The sequence below is a fragment of the Spirosoma taeanense genome, assembly GCF_013127955.1.
GTDB lineage: Bacteria > Bacteroidota > Bacteroidia > Cytophagales > Spirosomataceae > Spirosoma > Spirosoma taeanense.
In genome coordinates, this window is record NZ_CP053435.1 from 5,435,001 (window position 1) to 5,452,001 (window position 17,001).

A 17,001-nucleotide genomic window follows, 5' to 3' on the forward strand; every position below is an offset into this window, starting at 1 on the left:
GTGGCCTTTCCCGGGATAAAATCGTAGCAGAGGGTTTAATCATCAATCAACGGGCCGCTAACGAACCCAAGACCGAGGCCTATGCTGAAGTTGAGTATGAGTTAAAAGGACAAGCTTACCGGTCGCGCTGGTCCATTGAAAAGAACCGTAACGGCAATTGGAACGACTATGATATGGAAGTTGCCCAGTTGCCCGACGGCAATCTGCTTTCTAACAAGAAACGTGATGTTCCTTCGCTGAATACTGAAAAAATCGGCCTGACGTATGAACAGTTCATCCGGTCGATGGTCCTGGCGCAGGGGGCCTTCGACAAATTTCTAAAAGCGTCCTCGGGCGATCGGAGTAAGCTGCTGGAACAAATAACCGGCACCGACATTTACCGACGGCTTAGTCAGGGGGCGCACCAGCAGAACAAAGGCTATGATGAGCGAATTAAGGATAAACAGCGCGAAGTTACCCTCATCGACTTTCTATCAGACGAACGGGTTGCGGAGCTGAATGCCGAGCAGAAAGATATTGAAACGCGGCTTGGCGATCTTGAAAAAGACGTACAGTTTTATCGCCATGAGGTAACGCTGGTGGATGCTGTTACGGCGGCCGACGAAGAGTTGGCAAAGCTGGAACGTCAACAACTAAGTCTGGATACGCGCCAGCAAGCTTTTGCGCCGAGCGCCGAGCGGTTAACCCGGCACGAACAGGTAGCGGATTTAGCCACAGCGTTTGCGGACCTGGCGAATGCAGAATCAAACAGAAGCCAGGCTCTACGTGATCGAGAGCTTGCCGAGGGGGCCGTTACGGAACTGCAAATCCGATTAACCGCCCTTATTGATGAGGTGCGGGAACTGACCCAGCAGCCATCCGTTACTGAGCAGTCGTTCGATGCCGATCTTAATGCATTTCGGGATAAAGTTCTTGCGCTTACGCGGCAGATCGAACACGAGCAGGAACGGGCGGCTAAACCTTATCAATCCATTCAGCATACGCTGACAACGGCGTCGCAGCCCTGGTTTCGCACGCTGGACCTGAATGATCTTGAGCAGGTAACGCTACAGGTAACGAGTAGATGTAAAGAAACTGGTGTGCGACTGGTTCAGTTGGAGAACGATTACCCAATGATGACGCCCGAGCGGTTGCAGGAGGAGATCGGTCGTTATGTTGAGCAGGAAAAACAGCTCTCCGCGTTAATTCAGCTTCAGGAACAGCAACAGCAGCGACTGATTGAGGGAATGAACCTGAAAGCGCAGATTAATGAAAAGCGTGATTTTCTGAAAATTAACAAACCCTTACTGGAGCAGCTTGCCCAGAAACTTGACCTCCTCGATAAGTCACGAAAAGACCTGGAGCAACAAAAATTCCGATTGGCTCAGGAGGCTAATCTCGAAAAGCTTCGGGAAGGGCTTGTAGCTGGCGAACCCTGTCCGCTATGTGGTTCGCTCGATCATCCTTACGTTCAGCACTATGTGCAGCAGGCCGGTACGCTGGAAGTCAAGCTTCGGTTGGTAACGGAGGACTTAAGTAATAAGAAACAGGAGCACGATACTCTGCATGATAGTATCATTAAGGCAGAAGCCGATGAGCAAAGCCTTGACCAGCAACGCATTCAACTGCGAAAGGTGTTCGCTTCGGGCAAAACGACGATTAGCGAGCAGTTAACCGAACTGGCTTTAGACCCGACTCTGGAATTAGAATCGTTACGCGACACCCAGAAACTGGCCGAAGTACAGCGTGGCGAGTTAGTGATATTACAATCCCTCTGGGAAGAAGAGAAGGCATTACGTCGTTTAGCTGACGACCTGCAGATTGTCCGGGAAAGTTCGGCTGCGCTGCAGCAAATTATCAGCGAGAAAGAACGTCTATTCGCCAGCGATGACATTCAGGGCCGTTGTAACGAGCTTACCGAGCGATTCAATACCGTCAAGGGTGAACTGGCCTCGCAGCGAGGGTTAGCTGAACATGCTAATAAAGCGTTAGCCGATGCCGATCAGCAGATCAATATGCTAACGAGCCAGCTCTTGCCTGTCCTGGTCGAGCGGGGCCTGAGCGATATAGATTCCGCCCGCGCCTGTCTGCTTGATACACCGACTCTACGTCAATACCAGGAGATTCAGAAAACGCTCAGCGATGAAGCGCTTAGTATCTCATCGCGCCGGGATCAGGCAACCTCTAAGCGAAAAGAGGCTATAGAAAAGCGACAAACTGACTTAACCGGAGAGTCAGTTCGGCAACAGGTCAAAGACCTGGAGAAAGAGCAACGGCAGCGAATGGAACAGTTAGGCAACGTAAAGGCTCAGCTTAGTGCGAACGACCGCGACCGTAAGCGACAGGCGAAGCTGGCAAAAGAACTGGCGAAACTGGAAGCCGAGGCTATGCCCTGGCGTGAATTGAACCGGCTTATCGGTAGCGCAAAAGGGGATGAGTACAGTCGATTTGCCCAAAGCTTAACACTGGCGCAGTTAATCGGCCTGGCTAACCGACGCCTTCGTGATTTATCGGATCGCTACCTGTTATTAAAGCCCCGCGACGGGCAGGATGAGCTTTACGTTCTGGATCAGTACCAGGGTAATGCCGAGCGGACCGTAACCAGTTTGTCGGGCGGAGAAACGTTTACGCTCAGCCTAGGATTAGCGCTTGCGTTATCGGACCTGGCCTCTCAAAATGTGCAGATCGATAGCTTGTTTGTGGATGAAGGCTTTGGCACACTTGATCCCGATGCGCTCGATACAGCCATCGTCATGCTGGAAAAGCTACAGCAGGACAGCCATAAAACGATTGGTATCATCTCGCACCGTCAGGAAATAAAAGAACGGATCAGCGTTCAGCTTCAGGTTGAAAAAGGGAACGATGGCAACAGCCGGGTGGCTGTAGTAGAACTTTAATCACTGTTAACAAATTTTGAATTCTGTCGGCAAACAAAGCGGTCGACTTACCTTTAGCCCAAAAATTGAACTTGCTCAAATGAAATCTTTGCTTTCACTTAGCTTGCTTGGGTGTGTATTGTTAGCTGGTTGCCGCAATTCACAGCCGGGCTCGGCTGCTTCTCAGCAGAATTCTGTCTCGACGATTGCTTTTGGCTCCTGTAGCGACCAGAAACGACCGCAACCGTTATGGGACGACATTGTAGCGCAGAAGCCAGACGTCTGGATATGGCTCGGCGATAATATTTACGGCGACTCGGAGATCATGGATACACTCACGGCCAAGTATAACCGTCAGAAGTCAAATCCGGTGTACCAGCAACTGCGCCAATCGGCGTCGGTCATTGGCGTATGGGACGACCATGATTACGGCGTAAATGACGGCGGCAAAGAGTATCCCCGCCGGAAGGATAGCCAGCAACTCATGCTGAACTTTCTGGATGTTCCGGAAAACAGTCCGTTACGTAAACAGGAAGGCGCTTACTCGGCACACGTATATGGACCCAAGGGCAAACGCGTGAAAGTAATTCTGTTGGACGGCCGCTATTTTCGCGACCCGCTGAAGAAAGATGGTAAGGCGAACGTACCAGACCCTTCGGGCGATATGCTGGGCGAAGCGCAGTGGCAATGGCTTGAGCGACAACTGACCAACTCCGATGCTGACGTACACATTATTGGCAGCGGCATTCAGGTGTTGCCCGAAGAACATGTTTATGAGAAATGGGCCAATTTCCCGACTGCCCGCCAGCGACTGCTGGACCTACTGAGCAAAACAAAACCTAAAGGCGCTTTATTCATCAGTGGCGACCGGCATATGGCCGAAGTCTCGCGGGTGCAGGTGCCGGGCCTGAGTTACGCTCTGTATGATATTACCAGCAGCGGCCTGACTCATGTTTCGGCTCCGCACGAGGAAGCCAACCGTCACCGCGTTGGCGATATGGTGTCAAAACTCAACTATGGTCTGATTACAATTGACTGGAATGCCAAACCGCTGCGGGCTACCGTTCGGATAAACGGTGATAATCAGGCGACTTACCTAACGCAGGAGATCAAGTTTTAAACCTTTCCTGCATTGGCCCAAGCGAGACGGGGCGTCTTACGTATAGCTGCTATACGTACGACGCCCCGTCTCATGTTATTTACTGGTTCCGTTAGGATTTGTTAATCAACGCCATAACATCTTCCGACACACCGGTCATCGAGAAGCCGCCATCGTGGAAGAGGTTCTGCATCGTAACCATGCGGGTCAAGTCCGAAAATAGCGTAACGACGTAGTCGGCGCATTGATCGGCCGTTGCGTTGCCCAGCGGGGCCATTTTCTCGGCATAATCATAGAACTGTTCGAAACCGCCGATGCCGCCACCAGCCGTCGTAGGCGTGGGTGACTGCGATACGGTGTTGACGCGTACATTCCGGAATTTACCGTAGTGGTAGCCGAAGCTGCGGGCAATCGACTCCAAGGCGGCTTTAGCATCGGCCATGTCGCCGTAGAACGAAAACGTCCGCTGAGCCGCCATGTAGGTCAGGGCCACAATCGAGCCCCACTCATTGATGGCGTCGAGTTTATAGGCCGTCTGCATCATTTTGTGGAACGACATTGCCGAAATATCAATGCTCTGCTTGTACCAGTCGTAGTTCAGGTCGGTATAGGATTTGCCTTTCCGAATATTAGGGCTCATGCCGATGCTATGCAGCACAAAGTCCACTTTGCCGCCCAGCACCTCCTGCGATTTGGTAAACAGGTTTTCCAGATCCTCGACCGACGTAGCGTCGGCTGGAATAATCTCGGCTTCACACTGCTCAGCCAACTGTTTAATTGCCCCCATGCGCATCGCAATCGGCGCGTTGGTCAGCGTAAAGGTCGCGCCTTCTTCTTTCGCCTTCAGAGCGACTTTCCAGGCGATTGATTTCTCGTCAAGGGCACCTGATATGATGCCGCGTTTACCGTTCAGTAATCCGTAAGCCATTGTGTTAGATTTGGTTATCGACAGTTCCGCCCAGCACGGCTCGCAGTTGCAGTATTGGCTATGGCGGTTGGTTGATTGTTTTTAGCCTGGCGAGGCCGCAACGTGCGAACAAACAGACAGTTAAACAACCAAACCAATTAAACGGTCAAAGTTAGCTTATTTTTTTGGCCGGATGGCCACAAGCGGCATCGTGGCTGGGGCTGGCGGCAGTTTCAATACATTAGTCATGAATGCTTTCGTCGCCTGATAAACGCCATTCAGATCGTCCGACGTAAAGTGCGACGCAATTACGTGTTCGCCGGCGTTGGGAAAGGCTTTCTTTTCTTTCAACGCAGCGGGGGTGCCCAACTGATCAAACATATTCAGCATAGCCGCTACCGAAACAACTTTATCCTGATTGTCTTCGTCCTTGTAATAGTACCCCATGAATACAGGCTGCTTCACCTTCTGAAACTCCTCTGTGGTCATGTACTGATCAAGCATCGTCTGGAGCGCAATCAACCCATTGGTGTGGTATTCGGTCAGCCAGTAACGCCCGCGTTTAGGACCATAATGCGTAACCGTTACGTGTTCGCCCCCGAAAACCCGTTCAAGTAGCTGTTGCCCCCAGGGTTTAGTTACGAGCTTGAGTGCCGGGTTGGTAGCCGCGATACAGGGTGAATACAAGATCAGGCCATGAATTTCTGGGTGGCGGGCCGCTAGATAAAGTGTTAGCATTCCCCCCGCCGACGTACCAATTACGACGACTTTATCGCCCAGCGCTTTACCAATAGCCAGCGCCCGCTCGGCCGAACCCGCGTAGGTGGACGGCGTCAAGCCCTTAAGTGCGTCGGGTGAGTTAACTCCGTGCTCATACGTACGGCTCAGGTAAAGATTACAGCCAAACTGTTTAGCCAACTGCTTATGGATCGGATCACCTTCGGCCCAACTCGCCGTAAAACCGGGAATATAGACGATGCTGTACGGCGTTTTAACTTTTCGGGTGCTATCGGCCCAGATAATCCGCGCTTCGTTGTCGGGACGCAGGTTTGCCTTTGCTTCAGATGCCTGAATGCTTTGCTCCAATTTAACCAGGTCAGCATCGAGCCTGATATATTCCGGTTTGATTGGACCGGACTGTACCGATGGCCCAAGCAGATACCCGACGACGATCAACGCCAGCAGCAGGCCGATAATGGTCAATAGCCGTTTCATACGTATTCTTTAATATCCATGCGGATACGCCAGTCCTTGGGCAGGTAGTTATTCACCCGATTGCCAACGCCTTTTACCCAGCCCAGATTCAGGCCGTTGTATTGCGCCAGTAACCAGCCATTTACGGGTTGATCCAGGACGAGGTTCTCTTTCTTAAAAAACCGGAGCGCGTTTTCTCTACTTAGTGCGATGCCGGGTAGCTGCTGATTAATGGCTGTGCTGAGCGCCAGCGGATGAGAGGGAATAAAATCGTGCCCTTTAAACTGCCCCATTTCCAGCCCGAATCCTTTGTTACGCAGGGCGCTGTCCAGAAAAAGAAACTGCTTTTCCAATGCTTTAGACAGCGCCATTACGTCGCCATTGGGTTTTTCCCAGAACGAAAAATCGCCCGGCTGTTGCAGCCATCTGGCCGCTGACGCCGTCTCCCTAGGTCGAAGTGCGCGGATGGTTCGGAAGGTTCGTGCATCCAGCTTTACCGAAGCGGTGAACGCTGTTTTTTGAAACACACTGATAAAAAACCCTTCGCCCCGAACCCGGTGCGGATAACATTGATAGCCAACCGCATTGTCTACGGCCTTCTCCACAATATTCCAGTCAGTCGGCAAATCGAGCGGCCGGCTGCGGAAGCCGTTCTGGGAAAGGAACTGAAGATTATCCCGATTCTCGGCATCGTTATACGTACAGGTGCTGTAGATGAGCAAACCGCCTTCATCGAGAAGGGGTGCGGCTGCGGCCAGAATCCGTTTCTGACGAGCGGAGCAAAGCTGCACGTTAGCCGGTGACCATTCCTGCATAGCATCGGGATCTTTACGAAACAGCCCCTCGCCCGAGCAGGGTGCATCAACCACCACCACGTCAAAGAAGCCAGCCAGATTACTCATGTCCTCCGGATCATGATTGCTGACAACTACATTTGGAAAACCCCACTTGTCCAGATTCTCGCGTAACACCGACACCCGACTGCGGATGACCTCGTTGCAAACCAGCAAACTATCGCGCGACAGAGCCGAAGCGAGGAGCGTACTTTTGCCACCCGGTGCCCCGCATAAATCCAGAACCCGCAGGGGCCGGTTCAGATTAGCTGTTTGCCGAAGCGCTTCGTTCAGAAGCATCGACGAGGCTTCCTGTACGTAATATGCACCAGCCTGAAACAGCGGATCGAGCGTAAAACTGGGGCGTTCAGGTAAATAAAACCCTTCTGCGCACCAAGGAACCGGCTCTAGTCCGGTTGTAGCCATGGCGTTTTTTTCTGGGTTTACCCGGATGCTTACGGGCGTATCCTGCGTAAGTGCGGCAGCAAAGACCGAAAATTCGGGACCTAACTGCTGTTGCATCTGTTCCTGAAACGCGGGCGGCAATTCAGCTTCGGATGAAGTGAGGCTATTCATTGAACAAAAATACAGAACAGTCAGTCCTATTTGCGCTAAACTTACGTCATGACCGATTTACAGGAGCGATTCAGGCAGATCAAGACATTCATTTTTGATATAGATGGGGTTTTAACGAACGGCGATGTTCATTTACTGGATACGGGCGAACAGTACCGAACCTTCGATATTAAGGATAGCTACGCTATTGAACGGGCGTTGCAGGCCGGGTTTCGGGTAGGAATTGTTTCAGTTGCCAACTCCGAAGGTATCCGCCGGTGGCTCAACGTTCTCAAGGTCAAAGACGTATTTATGGGCGGCCCGTCTGACCAGAAGTTAAACGCCTACCTGGGCTACCTTACGCGCGACAGCCTGAACGAAACCGAAGTTTTATACATGGGCGATGACCTACCGGACTACCCGATTCTGAGTCGGCCAAAGGTTTTGAAAGCCTGTCCAACCGACGCCGTTGAGGAAATAAAAGCGATCTGCGATTATGTCTCGGTAAAACCAGCCGGACGCGGAGCGGTTCGGGAGGTAATTGAACACGTCCTGAAGGCTCAGAGTAAATGGCCGGTTACCTGAGCAGCGGCAACCAGCCATGATCGGACAACCTACGGCTCACCAGTTTTTAACCAGCTCGTTGAACCGCTCCAATAGGAATTTTGACTTCGGGCCTACGTGCCCATCACCGATGGTCAATTCGCCAATCTGCGTGATGGGCAGCACTTTCTTCGTAGAGCTGGTCGTGAAAGCCTCCTCGACATCGTAAAGTTCGGAGAGTAATACCGGGCGCTCCTCAACGCGGAAGTCGCTCTGCGCCAATTGCATTACTGTCCGGCGCGTAATCCCGTGCAAAATATGCCGGTTGGGCGTTATGAGACGTTCGCCCTTTATGATAAAAAAGTTACTCCGGCTCAGTTCGCTGATTTCACCTCGCTTCTGGTACAGCAGGTCCGATGCGCCGGCGCCCCGGATGGCCTCCGCCATCAGAATAACCCGTTTATAATCGGTACTTTTTACTTCGGCCATATCCCGAACGTAATCGTCGAGAATAACCTTGATACCTTTCTCATACTGAACGGGCGGTACCGGATGGATTTCTTCGGTCAGAATAAGCAGGTTCGGCCGATCAATACTAATACTATCGGGCGAGTAGCCGCCCGTCATGACGAACCGGAACGCCGTGTCTGCACCGCCCCCGCGTTCAATCAGATCCATGACGACAGCATACGTTTCCTCTTTACCCAGGGGCAGCGGCAGGTGCATGCGCTGGGCCGAATTTTGAAACCGTTCCCAATACCAATCCCATTGAAACGGCCGCCCGTTGTAGGTCAGGAAGTAATCAAACAAACCGTATCCGCGCAACAAACCGAGGTCAGTAGTACCAACAGCGAGTTGATCGGTGGGGGCAATAGTGCCATTAAAATAACCGTAATGCATGAAAAAGGCTTATCTTTATCAGAAACAAAAGTACAGCAAATGAGCGTAACACCCCGGACAACAGCGCGGAATTCGCTGACAACCCGTAAAGTTCCTGCTTCGCTGATTTACGAAGAGATTGACGGTGTACCTTACTATTATAGGGGTCACCGGGCGGTATTATCGCGTCAAAAAACCAAAGAAGAAATTATGGGTGCCAGTGCCCTGCAGTCGGCGGTTGTCTCATTGCTGATCCACATCCTGTACAAATACTTACCGTTCGAGGATTACCTGATTGCTACCAACGAACCGGGTCTCCACATGGGGCCTGGCAACAATCTCTCCAACGATATTGCCGTCTTTGATCAAGCAAGTCTGTCAACGCCTTTAGACGACAAATACTTTTCGGTGCCGCCCCGCATTGTCATTGAGGTGGACGTAAAGATTGACCTACCCGCTAATGTCACTGAGACGGAATACGTCTATGATAAGACACAGAAGCTGCTCGATTTTGGCGTTCAGAAAGTCCTCTGGATATTAACCAAAACTCAACGAACGCTCATCGCTCAACCTAACGAACGCTGGATTTTAACCGATTGGGATGACTCCGTTGAGGTATTGCCGGGTTGTAATTTTGAGTTAAATATGTTGCTGCGGTCGAAGGGAGTGATATGAAGTAATCCGGTATAATAAAAAAGCCGAACCTGTAGGTTCGGCTTTTTTATTATACCAGCTTCTTATACTTAATCCTCGTAGGAGTAGCGTCGGTGCCCAGGCGTTTACGTCGGTTCTCTTCGTATTCGGAGAAGTTACCTTCAAACCAGTACACCTGCGAGTCGCCTTCAAAGGCCAGAATATGCGTGGCGATACGGTCCAGGAACCAGCGGTCGTGGCTAATGACCACGGCGCAGCCGGCGAAGTTTTCCAGACCTTCTTCCAGCGCCCGTAGCGTATTTACGTCAAGGTCGTTGGTCGGTTCGTCCAGGAGCAGCAGATTGGCACCTTCTTTCAGAATCATGGCCAGGTGGACGCGGTTACGTTCCCCGCCCGACAGCGTACCGATTTTCTTTTCCTGATCGGCTCCGGCGAAGTTGAAGCGGCTTACGTATGCGCGCGCGTTCGACTGTTTGCCCCCCAGCATAATCCACTCGTTACCGCCTGCGATGGTTTCGTAGACGGTTTTATTGGGGTCGAGTCCATCGTGTTCCTGGTCAACGTAGGCTATTTTTACCGTTTCGCCGACAGCAAACGTACCGGCCTCGGGTTTCTCGCGGCCGGTAATCAGCTTAAACAGTGTGGTTTTACCGGCTCCGTTCGGACCAATAATACCGACAATGCCGCCCTGGGGTAGCCGGAAGTTCAGGTGTTCGAACAGCAGCCGGTCGCCGAAGGCTTTTGCGACGTCTTCGGCCTCAATAACTTTTGCGCCCAGGCGCGGTCCCGACGGGATGAAGATTTCCAGCCGTTCTTCTTTCTGGCGGTTATCTTCATCCAGCAGTCGTTCGTAAGCACCCAGTCGGGCTTTGGATTTGGCCTGCCGGGCTTTGGGTGCCATCCGTACCCACTCCAACTCGCGCTGAAGCGTCTTCTGCCGTTTCGACTCCGACTTTTCTTCTTTAGCTAAGCGCTGCTGCTTCTGATCGAGCCAGGATGAGTAATTCCCTTTCCAGGGAATACCTTCGCCCCGGTCGAGTTCCAGAATCCAGCCCGCTACGTTATCCAGGAAATAGCGATCGTGGGTTACGGCGATAACTGTTCCTTTATACTGCCGGAGGTGTTCTTCCAGCCACAACACCGATTCCGCGTCGAGGTGGTTGGTGGGCTCATCGAGCAGCAACACGTCGGGCTGCTGCAGTAACAGGCGACACAAGGCCACGCGCCGTTTCTCTCCACCGGACAGATTATCAATCAGGGCATCGGGCGGGGGGCAGCGCAGGGCGTTCATCGCCCGTTCAAGTTTTTGGTCGAGTTCCCAGGCATTATGATGATCGAGTTTTTCCTGTACTTCACCCTGTCGGGCAATCAGTTTATCAAAATCAGCGTCGGGATCACCAAAGGCTTCGTTAATTTCGTCAAACTCTTTGAGCAGGTTTACCACTTCCTGAACACCTTCTTCCACAACCTCTCTGACGGTCTTGCCAGGCGTGAACTGAGGCTCCTGCTGGAGCATACCAACCGAGTAGCCCGGCGAGAAAACCACCTCACCTGTGTAGCCTTTATCAAGGCCCGCAATGATGCGCAGTAAGGTCGATTTCCCCGAACCATTCAGTCCCAAAACGCCGATTTTGGCACCGTAAAAAAAGGAAAGGTAGATGTTCTTTAGGATTTGTCGGTTGGGCGGAATATTTTTACTCACGCCCGCCATAGAGAAAATTATGGTTTCCTGACTCATTAAATTCTAATAGATTTGTGGTTTGGCAATTACCCTCAAATTTAACCCACAGCGCAGCCTTAACCAAGTATAGTAATGGAAAACGCTTCACTGGTAGATGAATACGGTTACGTCAAAGACGGAAAGGTATTTTTAAAAGGCTACCTGAATTATGAAGACCGCCAGATCGGCGAAGTCAAACGTACAGAGCAGGAAGCGCTCGATTATTTTAAAAATCGCTTCATTATTGCCGAGAACAAAGTCAGTCAGTTAGAGAAAGACATTGCAGAAGCTCAGAACAAAGGCTCGTACCTAACAAAACTGGTTCAGCTTCGAAAAAAGCTGCTCGGCTTCGATGCCCTCGGCGACTTCCCTCCCCTACTCGAACGCCTGGATGCTCAGGAAAAACTGCTGGCCGATCTCATCACGGTCAACCAGCTTAAAAACCTTGAGATCAAACGGGCCCTGATTGCCGAAGCGGAAGCCATTGTAGACAGCACCGACTGGCGCCCAACAGCCGACGCCCTGCAGGAGATCAAAACGAAATGGATCAAAACCGGTCCCGTCGATAAGTCGGTTGAGACTGAAGTAGAAGGTCGTTTTCAAGAATTACTGGATGGCTTCTTCCAGCGTCGGCGGGAGTTTTTCAACGAGCAGAACAAGGTTATTCAGGAACGACTGGATAAATACGACGAACTGATTCGGCTGGCGTTTCGGGCTAACCGCCTGGGCGACCTGGATGCGGCTTTTCAGGAGGTTCGGCGGCTCAACAATGCCTGGAAACAAGTTGGTGAGGTACCGATCAAGAAAAGCGGCAAGTTGTATAAGCAGTTCAAGAAGGCCACAACCATGTTCTATACCAAATACAATGACGCCAAAGGCATTGTGATTGAGAAGAAGGTGGACCCGCGCATTGAAGCGCAGATGAAAATGGCCGACGAAGCCGAGAAGTTATCTAAACAGTCAGACATTTTCGCAGCTGCTGAGCGGGCAAAGGTTTTGCTAAATAGCTGGAAGGAAATTCGGGTTCCGTTCAAAATGCAGGATAAAGTTCTGAACGAGCGGTTCCGGGCAGCCTGCGATAAGATTTTTGAGTTGAGTTACCTGCACCGGGTGCTGGCCCGCAAATACCCGGCTTTTGAACTGAAGAGTAAGGCTGAACAGATTCGGACGAAGATTCGCGAAATGGAATACCTCGTCAAGCGGGAAAAAAGCGACCTTCAGTTTGCGCTTCAGGACGCTGATGGTCTCGACCCAAATAACGATGCCGACAAGCAGGTGTTGAACAAAATTAATACGCAGAAGCGTAAGATTGCGATGAAAGAAACCATCCTGCGTGAGTTTCAGAAGCAACTGGAAATGGTTGGCTACTAAACTACCCTATATCAAACGAAACGTGCTCCGACCTGAAGTTGGGGCACGTTTCGTTTATAGGCTTTGTTCTTCTGGTATGGAAACGATAACGAATCAATCCGCCCCTTCAACCGACGCCGAGTTCCGGGCGTTGATCCCGCTGAATAAGTATGTACGGCTCGACTATTTTACCGAGCTACGCGAGTTTATCCGTACTAATGCAATGACCAAAGCCATCCATGAAACAGATGGTATCGAGTATCTGGAGCTGGCTACGGGCGAGCAGATTCCACTTGACCGGGTTATTCGAATTGACGGCCATTTATCCCCACGCTATCCCGGCTACGATGATTATTCGTGTAGCTGTTAATAAACCGAAAAAGTCGCCGGTCTGACCAGCGACTTTTTCGGTTAGCCTCATCCGGATTAATCAATCAGCTCGAATCCGCAGTAGGGCACCAGAGCAGCCGGAATACGAATGCCTTCGGGTGTCTGGTTGTTTTCCAGAATAGAAGCCAGAATACGCGGTAGTGCCAGCGCCGACCCATTCAGCGTATGCAGCAACTGCATCTTGCCATCCAGTTTCGAACGGAGTTTTAACCGGTTTGCCTGATACGTTTCGAAATTCGAAACGGAGCTAACTTCCAGCCAGCGCTGCTGAGCCGCCGACCATACTTCCATGTCATAGGTCAGCGCCGACGTAAAGCCCATGTCGCCCCCGCAAAGCCGCAGAACCCGATACGGCAGTTCCAACTTTTGTAGTAGCGACTGAACATACTGGCTCATTTCTTCCAGAGCGGCATACGAGTTTTCGGGCTTTTCGATTCGCACGATCTCTACTTTGTCGAACTGGTGCAGGCGGTTCAGGCCCCGGACGTGCGCCCCCCACGAACCCGCTTCGCGCCGGAAACAGGGCGTATAACCAACGTTTTTGACAGGCAATTGATTTTCGGCCAGAATTACGTCGCGATACAGATTCGTAATGGGCACTTCGGCCGTTGGAATCAGGTACAGCTTATCTTCCGTAACATAATACATTTGCCCTTCTTTGTCGGGCAGTTGCCCCGTTCCGAAACCAGAGTCTTCGTTGATAACAATGGGTGGCTGCACTTCCTGGAAGCCAGCCATGAGCGCTTCGTCCAGAAAGAAGTTGATCATTGCCCGTTGAATCCGTGCGCCTTTGCCTTTATAAACCGGAAAGCCTGCACCCGAAATCTTGACACCTAGCTCAAAGTCGATGATGTCATATTTCTTGATCAGCTCCCAGTGTGGCTGTGCATTGACGTGCAGCGTAGGCTTTTCACCGTGTTCAAGCACCACTTCGTTATCATCGGCAGTGCGGCCTTCCGGCACGCTGCTATGCGGCAGGTTGGGTAACGTAACGAGTACGTTTTGCAGCTGCAGCTCGACTGTGCGGAGCGTTTCTTCGAGGTCTTTCGAGCGATTCTTCAGTTCGGCGGTCTCGGCTTTAGCCGCTTCGGCCGCGGCTTTGTCGCCCGATTTCATCAACGCGCCGATCTCTTTTGCTTTGGCGTTCGACTGTGCCAGTATGTCGTCTAATTCTTTTTGCGTGTCGCGCCGTTGCTGATCGAGTGTCAATACCTGATCAACGGTGGCTTCTGCATTGGCAAAATGTTTTTTCTTAAGTCCCGCAATTGTTAAATCACGATTATCTCGGATAAAAGCAGGTTGTAGCATTAAAATTATTGTTTAGCTAGTGATGTGATTAACTTAATAAAATTCTCTGCGTCCTCTACGAATGCGCCAATTTTCTCTTCATCAAAATCAATAAAGTCTTCGTAATCAGCTTCATTCCGATTGTCAAACAACTTTTGGTAAATCTTCCCCCAAACTACGTCTACCAAACCTGACTTAATGAAATGTTGATTAAGCATAGACTTTACACCTTTATGCGTGTAGGTGTCCATGTCATTCTTAGCCAATAAAGCTAATACTGCGTAGAAACAAGCGTAGTATAGGCGGTTGGCAACACCGTTCCAGTCGCCTGATTCAGCTAATTTCTTAGCCGTTTGTAATGTTCCGTAAGCTCGTTCTACGCGGTAGCTAATTAAATCGTCTTTCGTACGGCTCATACTGGCTTACGGTCACGTTTGGTGTTTCGATATAAGGGTGTCATCCAAAAGTCATTTTCCCATTCCTGTTTTGAGTGAATGATTGAACCAATAACTTTATCAGCAGACAGCTCTATTTCGAACAGGCTATCCCGTAATTGCTCTTTCAAAACTTTGTTGGTTGGTTTATTCGTCAGTACAAGAAAATCCCAATCCGAATCCACACGAGCATCGCCCCGTGCCCGCGAACCGAACAACCAGACCTCGGCCCCCGGATCAATCTCCAGTATGGATTGCTTTACGGCTTGCAGGAACTCAGAGTCGGTCATACCGTTAAAAGTTTTAAGACCTGCAAGGTTTACAAAACCTGACAGGTCCAGGCAACGTTACAACGAAAACAGTCCGTCATTCAACGCGTTCAGTGCATGGGCTTTATAGCGGCTATGCACTAGCAGTGACAGATTGCTCTCGGTACCTCCGTAGGAGATCATCCGGATTGGAATATTCTTCATGGCGTTGAATACGCGCACAGCTACCCCTTCATTGTCAGCACTGAAATTACCAACAATGCAGATAATCGTCTGGTCATAGTCGGGCTCTTCCAGGTTACAGAACGTGCTTAGTTCCTCCGAGATTTCCTGAATACGCTCGGTATTATCAATCGTGACTGATACCGATACCTCAGAGGTAGCCAGCATATCGACCGGCGTTTTGTACTTCTCGAAAATTTCGAAGATCCGACGCAGAAACCCGTAAGCATTCAGCATCCGGGTTGAATGAATGTACAGTGCCGTAATGCCATCTTTCGCGGCTACGGCTTTGAATACCTGATCTGACGTCCGGTCGGCAATGAGCGTGCCGGGCGCGGCCGGGTCCATTGTATTTTTCAGACGTACCGGCACCCCGAACATTCGGGCGGGCGTAATGGTGGACGGGTGCAGAATCTTAGCGCCAAAATACGCTAGCTCGGCGGCTTCGTCGAAGGTCAGCTCACGAACGGGGAACGTATTCTTGACAATACGGGGATCGTTATTATGCATCCCGTCGATGTCGGTCCAGATCTGAATTTCCTCGGCCCGGATAGCTCCCCCAATCAGCGATGCGGTATAGTCAGAGCCACCCCGCTTGAGATTATCAACTTCGCCCCGTGGGTTACGGCAGATAAAACCCTGCGTCACTATAATCTGCTTATCGTCGTGCTGGGGCAGCATCTCGGCCAGCCGCTGCTCAGTGTATTGGATTTCGGGCTCATTGTCGGCATCGATCCGCATGAATTCCAGCGCGGGCAGCAAGGTGGACGGAACGCCTTCTTCGGCCAGATAGGCCTGAAAAATCTGGGTGCTTAGCAGTTCGCCTTCGGCCACCAGTTCTTTCTCCTGCTTGAGCGTAAAAGGCTTAATACGCGTCAGCGACCGGATAAACGAAAACTCGTTATCCACAATCTGCTGACCAGCGGCTTTTCCTTCCGCCGTTTTATAAAGGTCGCTAATAAAGCTATCGTAATGCGCTTTCAGCGTATCAATCTGGCGGTTGGCTTCATCGTCGTTATTTGCCTTAAGTGATTCGCCAATGGCCAATAACGCGTTCGTAGAGCCAGAAAGAGCCGACAGAACAACGATTTTACGGGTATCGTCACCAGTAATCAGGTTACGGATCGAGTGCATACGCTCGGGCTTTCCGACCGACGTACCGCCAAATTTCCAGACGTGCATTTTTTAATGAGTGAAAGAGTGAATGAGCGAATGAGTGATTGAGTGTTGGCGGCATTACTCGCTCTTTTACTCTTTCACTCTTTCGCTCATTTAAATTGAAACGAATAAACCTGTTTTTGTAAGCCAAGCATTTTGATCGCCGTTATGGCGGCTTCGTCGCCTTTGTTACCATGTTTACCACCAGCCCGGTCGAGAGCCTGCTGCTGGTCATTGGGCGTCAGAACACCGAAAATAACGGGCTTGCTGGTTTTGAGACTGACGTTTGTCAGGCCCTGCGCTACAGCATGATTGATGTAATCATTGTGCTTGGTTTCGCCCTGAATTACGCAGCCGAGCGCAATAACGGCATCAACATCGTCGCGTTGGGCAAACCATTGAGCGCCGAGGCTCAGTTCATAACTGCCCGGTACGTTACCCCGAACAATGTTTTCGGCTTTTGCCCCGTATTGAAGCAACGTCTGAAACGCGCCGTTAAAAAGGGCTTCGGTCACTTCCGTATTCCATTCGGAAACGAGAATAGCAAAGCGCCGATGGCTAATGTCGGGTAGAGCGTCGGTTGAAAAGACGCTAAGATTCTTTAGGTCAGATGCCATTTGGATAAGGATTGTGTCACTACAGCTGATTAACC

16 protein-coding genes (1 of these 16 cut by a window edge) are annotated in these 17,001 nt (G+C 51.0%); 6 read left to right on the forward strand and 10 right to left on the reverse strand.

Features of this window, described 5'->3' with window-relative positions:
• Both HNV11_RS22570 and HNV11_RS22575 read left to right on the forward strand, forming a co-directional pair.
• Positions 1–2,876, forward strand: the 3' portion of a protein-coding gene (locus HNV11_RS22570) for an AAA family ATPase (protein ID WP_171741816.1). The gene continues 202 nt to the left of window position 1, outside the view; 2,876 of the gene's 3,078 nt are visible here — the last part of the coding sequence; its start codon lies off the left edge, out of view; the stop codon is at positions 2,874–2,876.
• Between the two features lie 79 nt (positions 2,877–2,955).
• The gene (locus tag HNV11_RS22575) at positions 2,956–3,975 is read left to right on the forward strand and encodes an alkaline phosphatase D family protein (protein WP_171741817.1); all 1,020 of its coding nucleotides are present in this window, start codon (positions 2,956–2,958) and stop codon (positions 3,973–3,975) included.
• Positions 3,976–4,066: 91 nt separating this feature from the next.
• Here HNV11_RS22575 and HNV11_RS22580 read toward each other — a convergent pair whose 3' ends face one another.
• The 3 genes from HNV11_RS22580 to HNV11_RS22590 form a co-directional block, all read right to left on the reverse strand.
• Positions 4,067–4,882, reverse strand: a complete 816-nt coding sequence (locus HNV11_RS22580; protein WP_171741818.1) for an enoyl-ACP reductase FabI — start codon at positions 4,880–4,882, stop codon at positions 4,067–4,069.
• Between the two features lie 156 nt (positions 4,883–5,038).
• Positions 5,039–6,076 (reverse strand): alpha/beta hydrolase, encoded by a 1,038-nt coding sequence (locus HNV11_RS22585; protein WP_171741819.1) that lies wholly within the window; start codon positions 6,074–6,076, stop codon positions 5,039–5,041.
• Positions 6,073–7,464 carry a methyltransferase RsmF C-terminal domain-like protein gene (locus tag HNV11_RS22590; RefSeq protein WP_171741820.1) on the reverse strand — a complete coding sequence of 464 codons (1,392 nt, stop codon included), beginning with the start codon at positions 7,462–7,464 and terminating at the stop codon, positions 6,073–6,075. Before HNV11_RS22590 ends, HNV11_RS22585 begins: the two co-directional genes overlap by 4 nt.
• A gap of 48 nt (positions 7,465–7,512) precedes the next feature.
• Here HNV11_RS22590 and HNV11_RS22595 point away from each other — a divergent pair, with 48 nt between their 5' ends.
• Positions 7,513–8,028, forward strand: coding sequence for a KdsC family phosphatase (locus tag HNV11_RS22595; RefSeq protein WP_171741821.1), 516 nt, complete (start codon positions 7,513–7,515; stop codon positions 8,026–8,028).
• Between the two features lie 36 nt (positions 8,029–8,064).
• Here the strand turns inward: HNV11_RS22595 and HNV11_RS22600 are convergent, their stop codons facing one another.
• Entirely contained in the window at positions 8,065–8,886 is an 822-nt protein-coding gene (locus HNV11_RS22600) for an aminotransferase class IV (protein WP_171741822.1), read from the reverse strand.
• 39 nt (positions 8,887–8,925) lie between these two features.
• Here HNV11_RS22600 and HNV11_RS22605 point away from each other — a divergent pair, with 39 nt between their 5' ends.
• Positions 8,926–9,540: a Uma2 family endonuclease gene (locus HNV11_RS22605; protein WP_171741823.1), complete on the forward strand. Its 615-nt coding sequence runs from the start codon at positions 8,926–8,928 to the stop codon at positions 9,538–9,540.
• 49 nt (positions 9,541–9,589) lie between these two features.
• On the opposite strand, the gene ettA is transcribed toward HNV11_RS22605, so the two are convergent.
• On the reverse strand, positions 9,590–11,257 hold the full coding sequence (gene ettA, locus HNV11_RS22610) for an energy-dependent translational throttle protein EttA (protein ID WP_171741824.1): 1,668 nt from the start codon (positions 11,255–11,257) through the stop codon (positions 9,590–9,592).
• 75 nt (positions 11,258–11,332) lie between these two features.
• Here ettA and HNV11_RS22615 point away from each other — a divergent pair, with 75 nt between their 5' ends.
• Entirely contained in the window at positions 11,333–12,610 is a 1,278-nt protein-coding gene (locus HNV11_RS22615; protein ID WP_171741825.1) for a DUF349 domain-containing protein, read from the forward strand.
• A gap of 76 nt (positions 12,611–12,686) precedes the next feature.
• Positions 12,687–12,959 (forward strand): hypothetical protein, encoded by a 273-nt coding sequence (locus HNV11_RS22620; protein WP_171741826.1) that lies wholly within the window; start codon positions 12,687–12,689, stop codon positions 12,957–12,959.
• 56 nt (positions 12,960–13,015) lie between these two features.
• Here HNV11_RS22620 and serS read toward each other — a convergent pair whose 3' ends face one another.
• The 5 genes from serS to ribH all read right to left on the reverse strand — a co-directional run bounded on the left by serS (position 13,016) and on the right by ribH (position 16,966).
• Entirely contained in the window at positions 13,016–14,287 is a 1,272-nt protein-coding gene (serS, locus tag HNV11_RS22625; protein ID WP_171741827.1) for a serine--tRNA ligase, read from the reverse strand.
• 5 nt (positions 14,288–14,292) lie between these two features.
• A complete protein-coding gene (locus tag HNV11_RS22630) occupies positions 14,293–14,682 on the reverse strand; it encodes a HEPN domain-containing protein (protein WP_171741828.1) in 390 nt (129 codons plus the stop codon).
• Positions 14,679–14,990, reverse strand: a complete 312-nt coding sequence (locus HNV11_RS22635; RefSeq protein WP_171741829.1) for a nucleotidyltransferase domain-containing protein — start codon at positions 14,988–14,990, stop codon at positions 14,679–14,681. The genes HNV11_RS22630 and HNV11_RS22635 overlap by 4 nt, the downstream gene beginning before the upstream one ends.
• Before the next feature lie 57 nt (positions 14,991–15,047).
• Complete coding sequence (locus tag HNV11_RS22640; RefSeq protein ID WP_171741830.1) at positions 15,048–16,373, reverse strand: aspartate kinase; 1,326 nt, start codon at positions 16,371–16,373, stop codon at positions 15,048–15,050.
• An 86-nt stretch (positions 16,374–16,459) separates the two neighbouring features.
• A complete protein-coding gene (ribH, locus tag HNV11_RS22645) occupies positions 16,460–16,966 on the reverse strand; it encodes a 6,7-dimethyl-8-ribityllumazine synthase (protein ID WP_171741831.1) in 507 nt (168 codons plus the stop codon).
• Between the last annotated feature and the right edge of the window lie 35 nt (positions 16,967–17,001).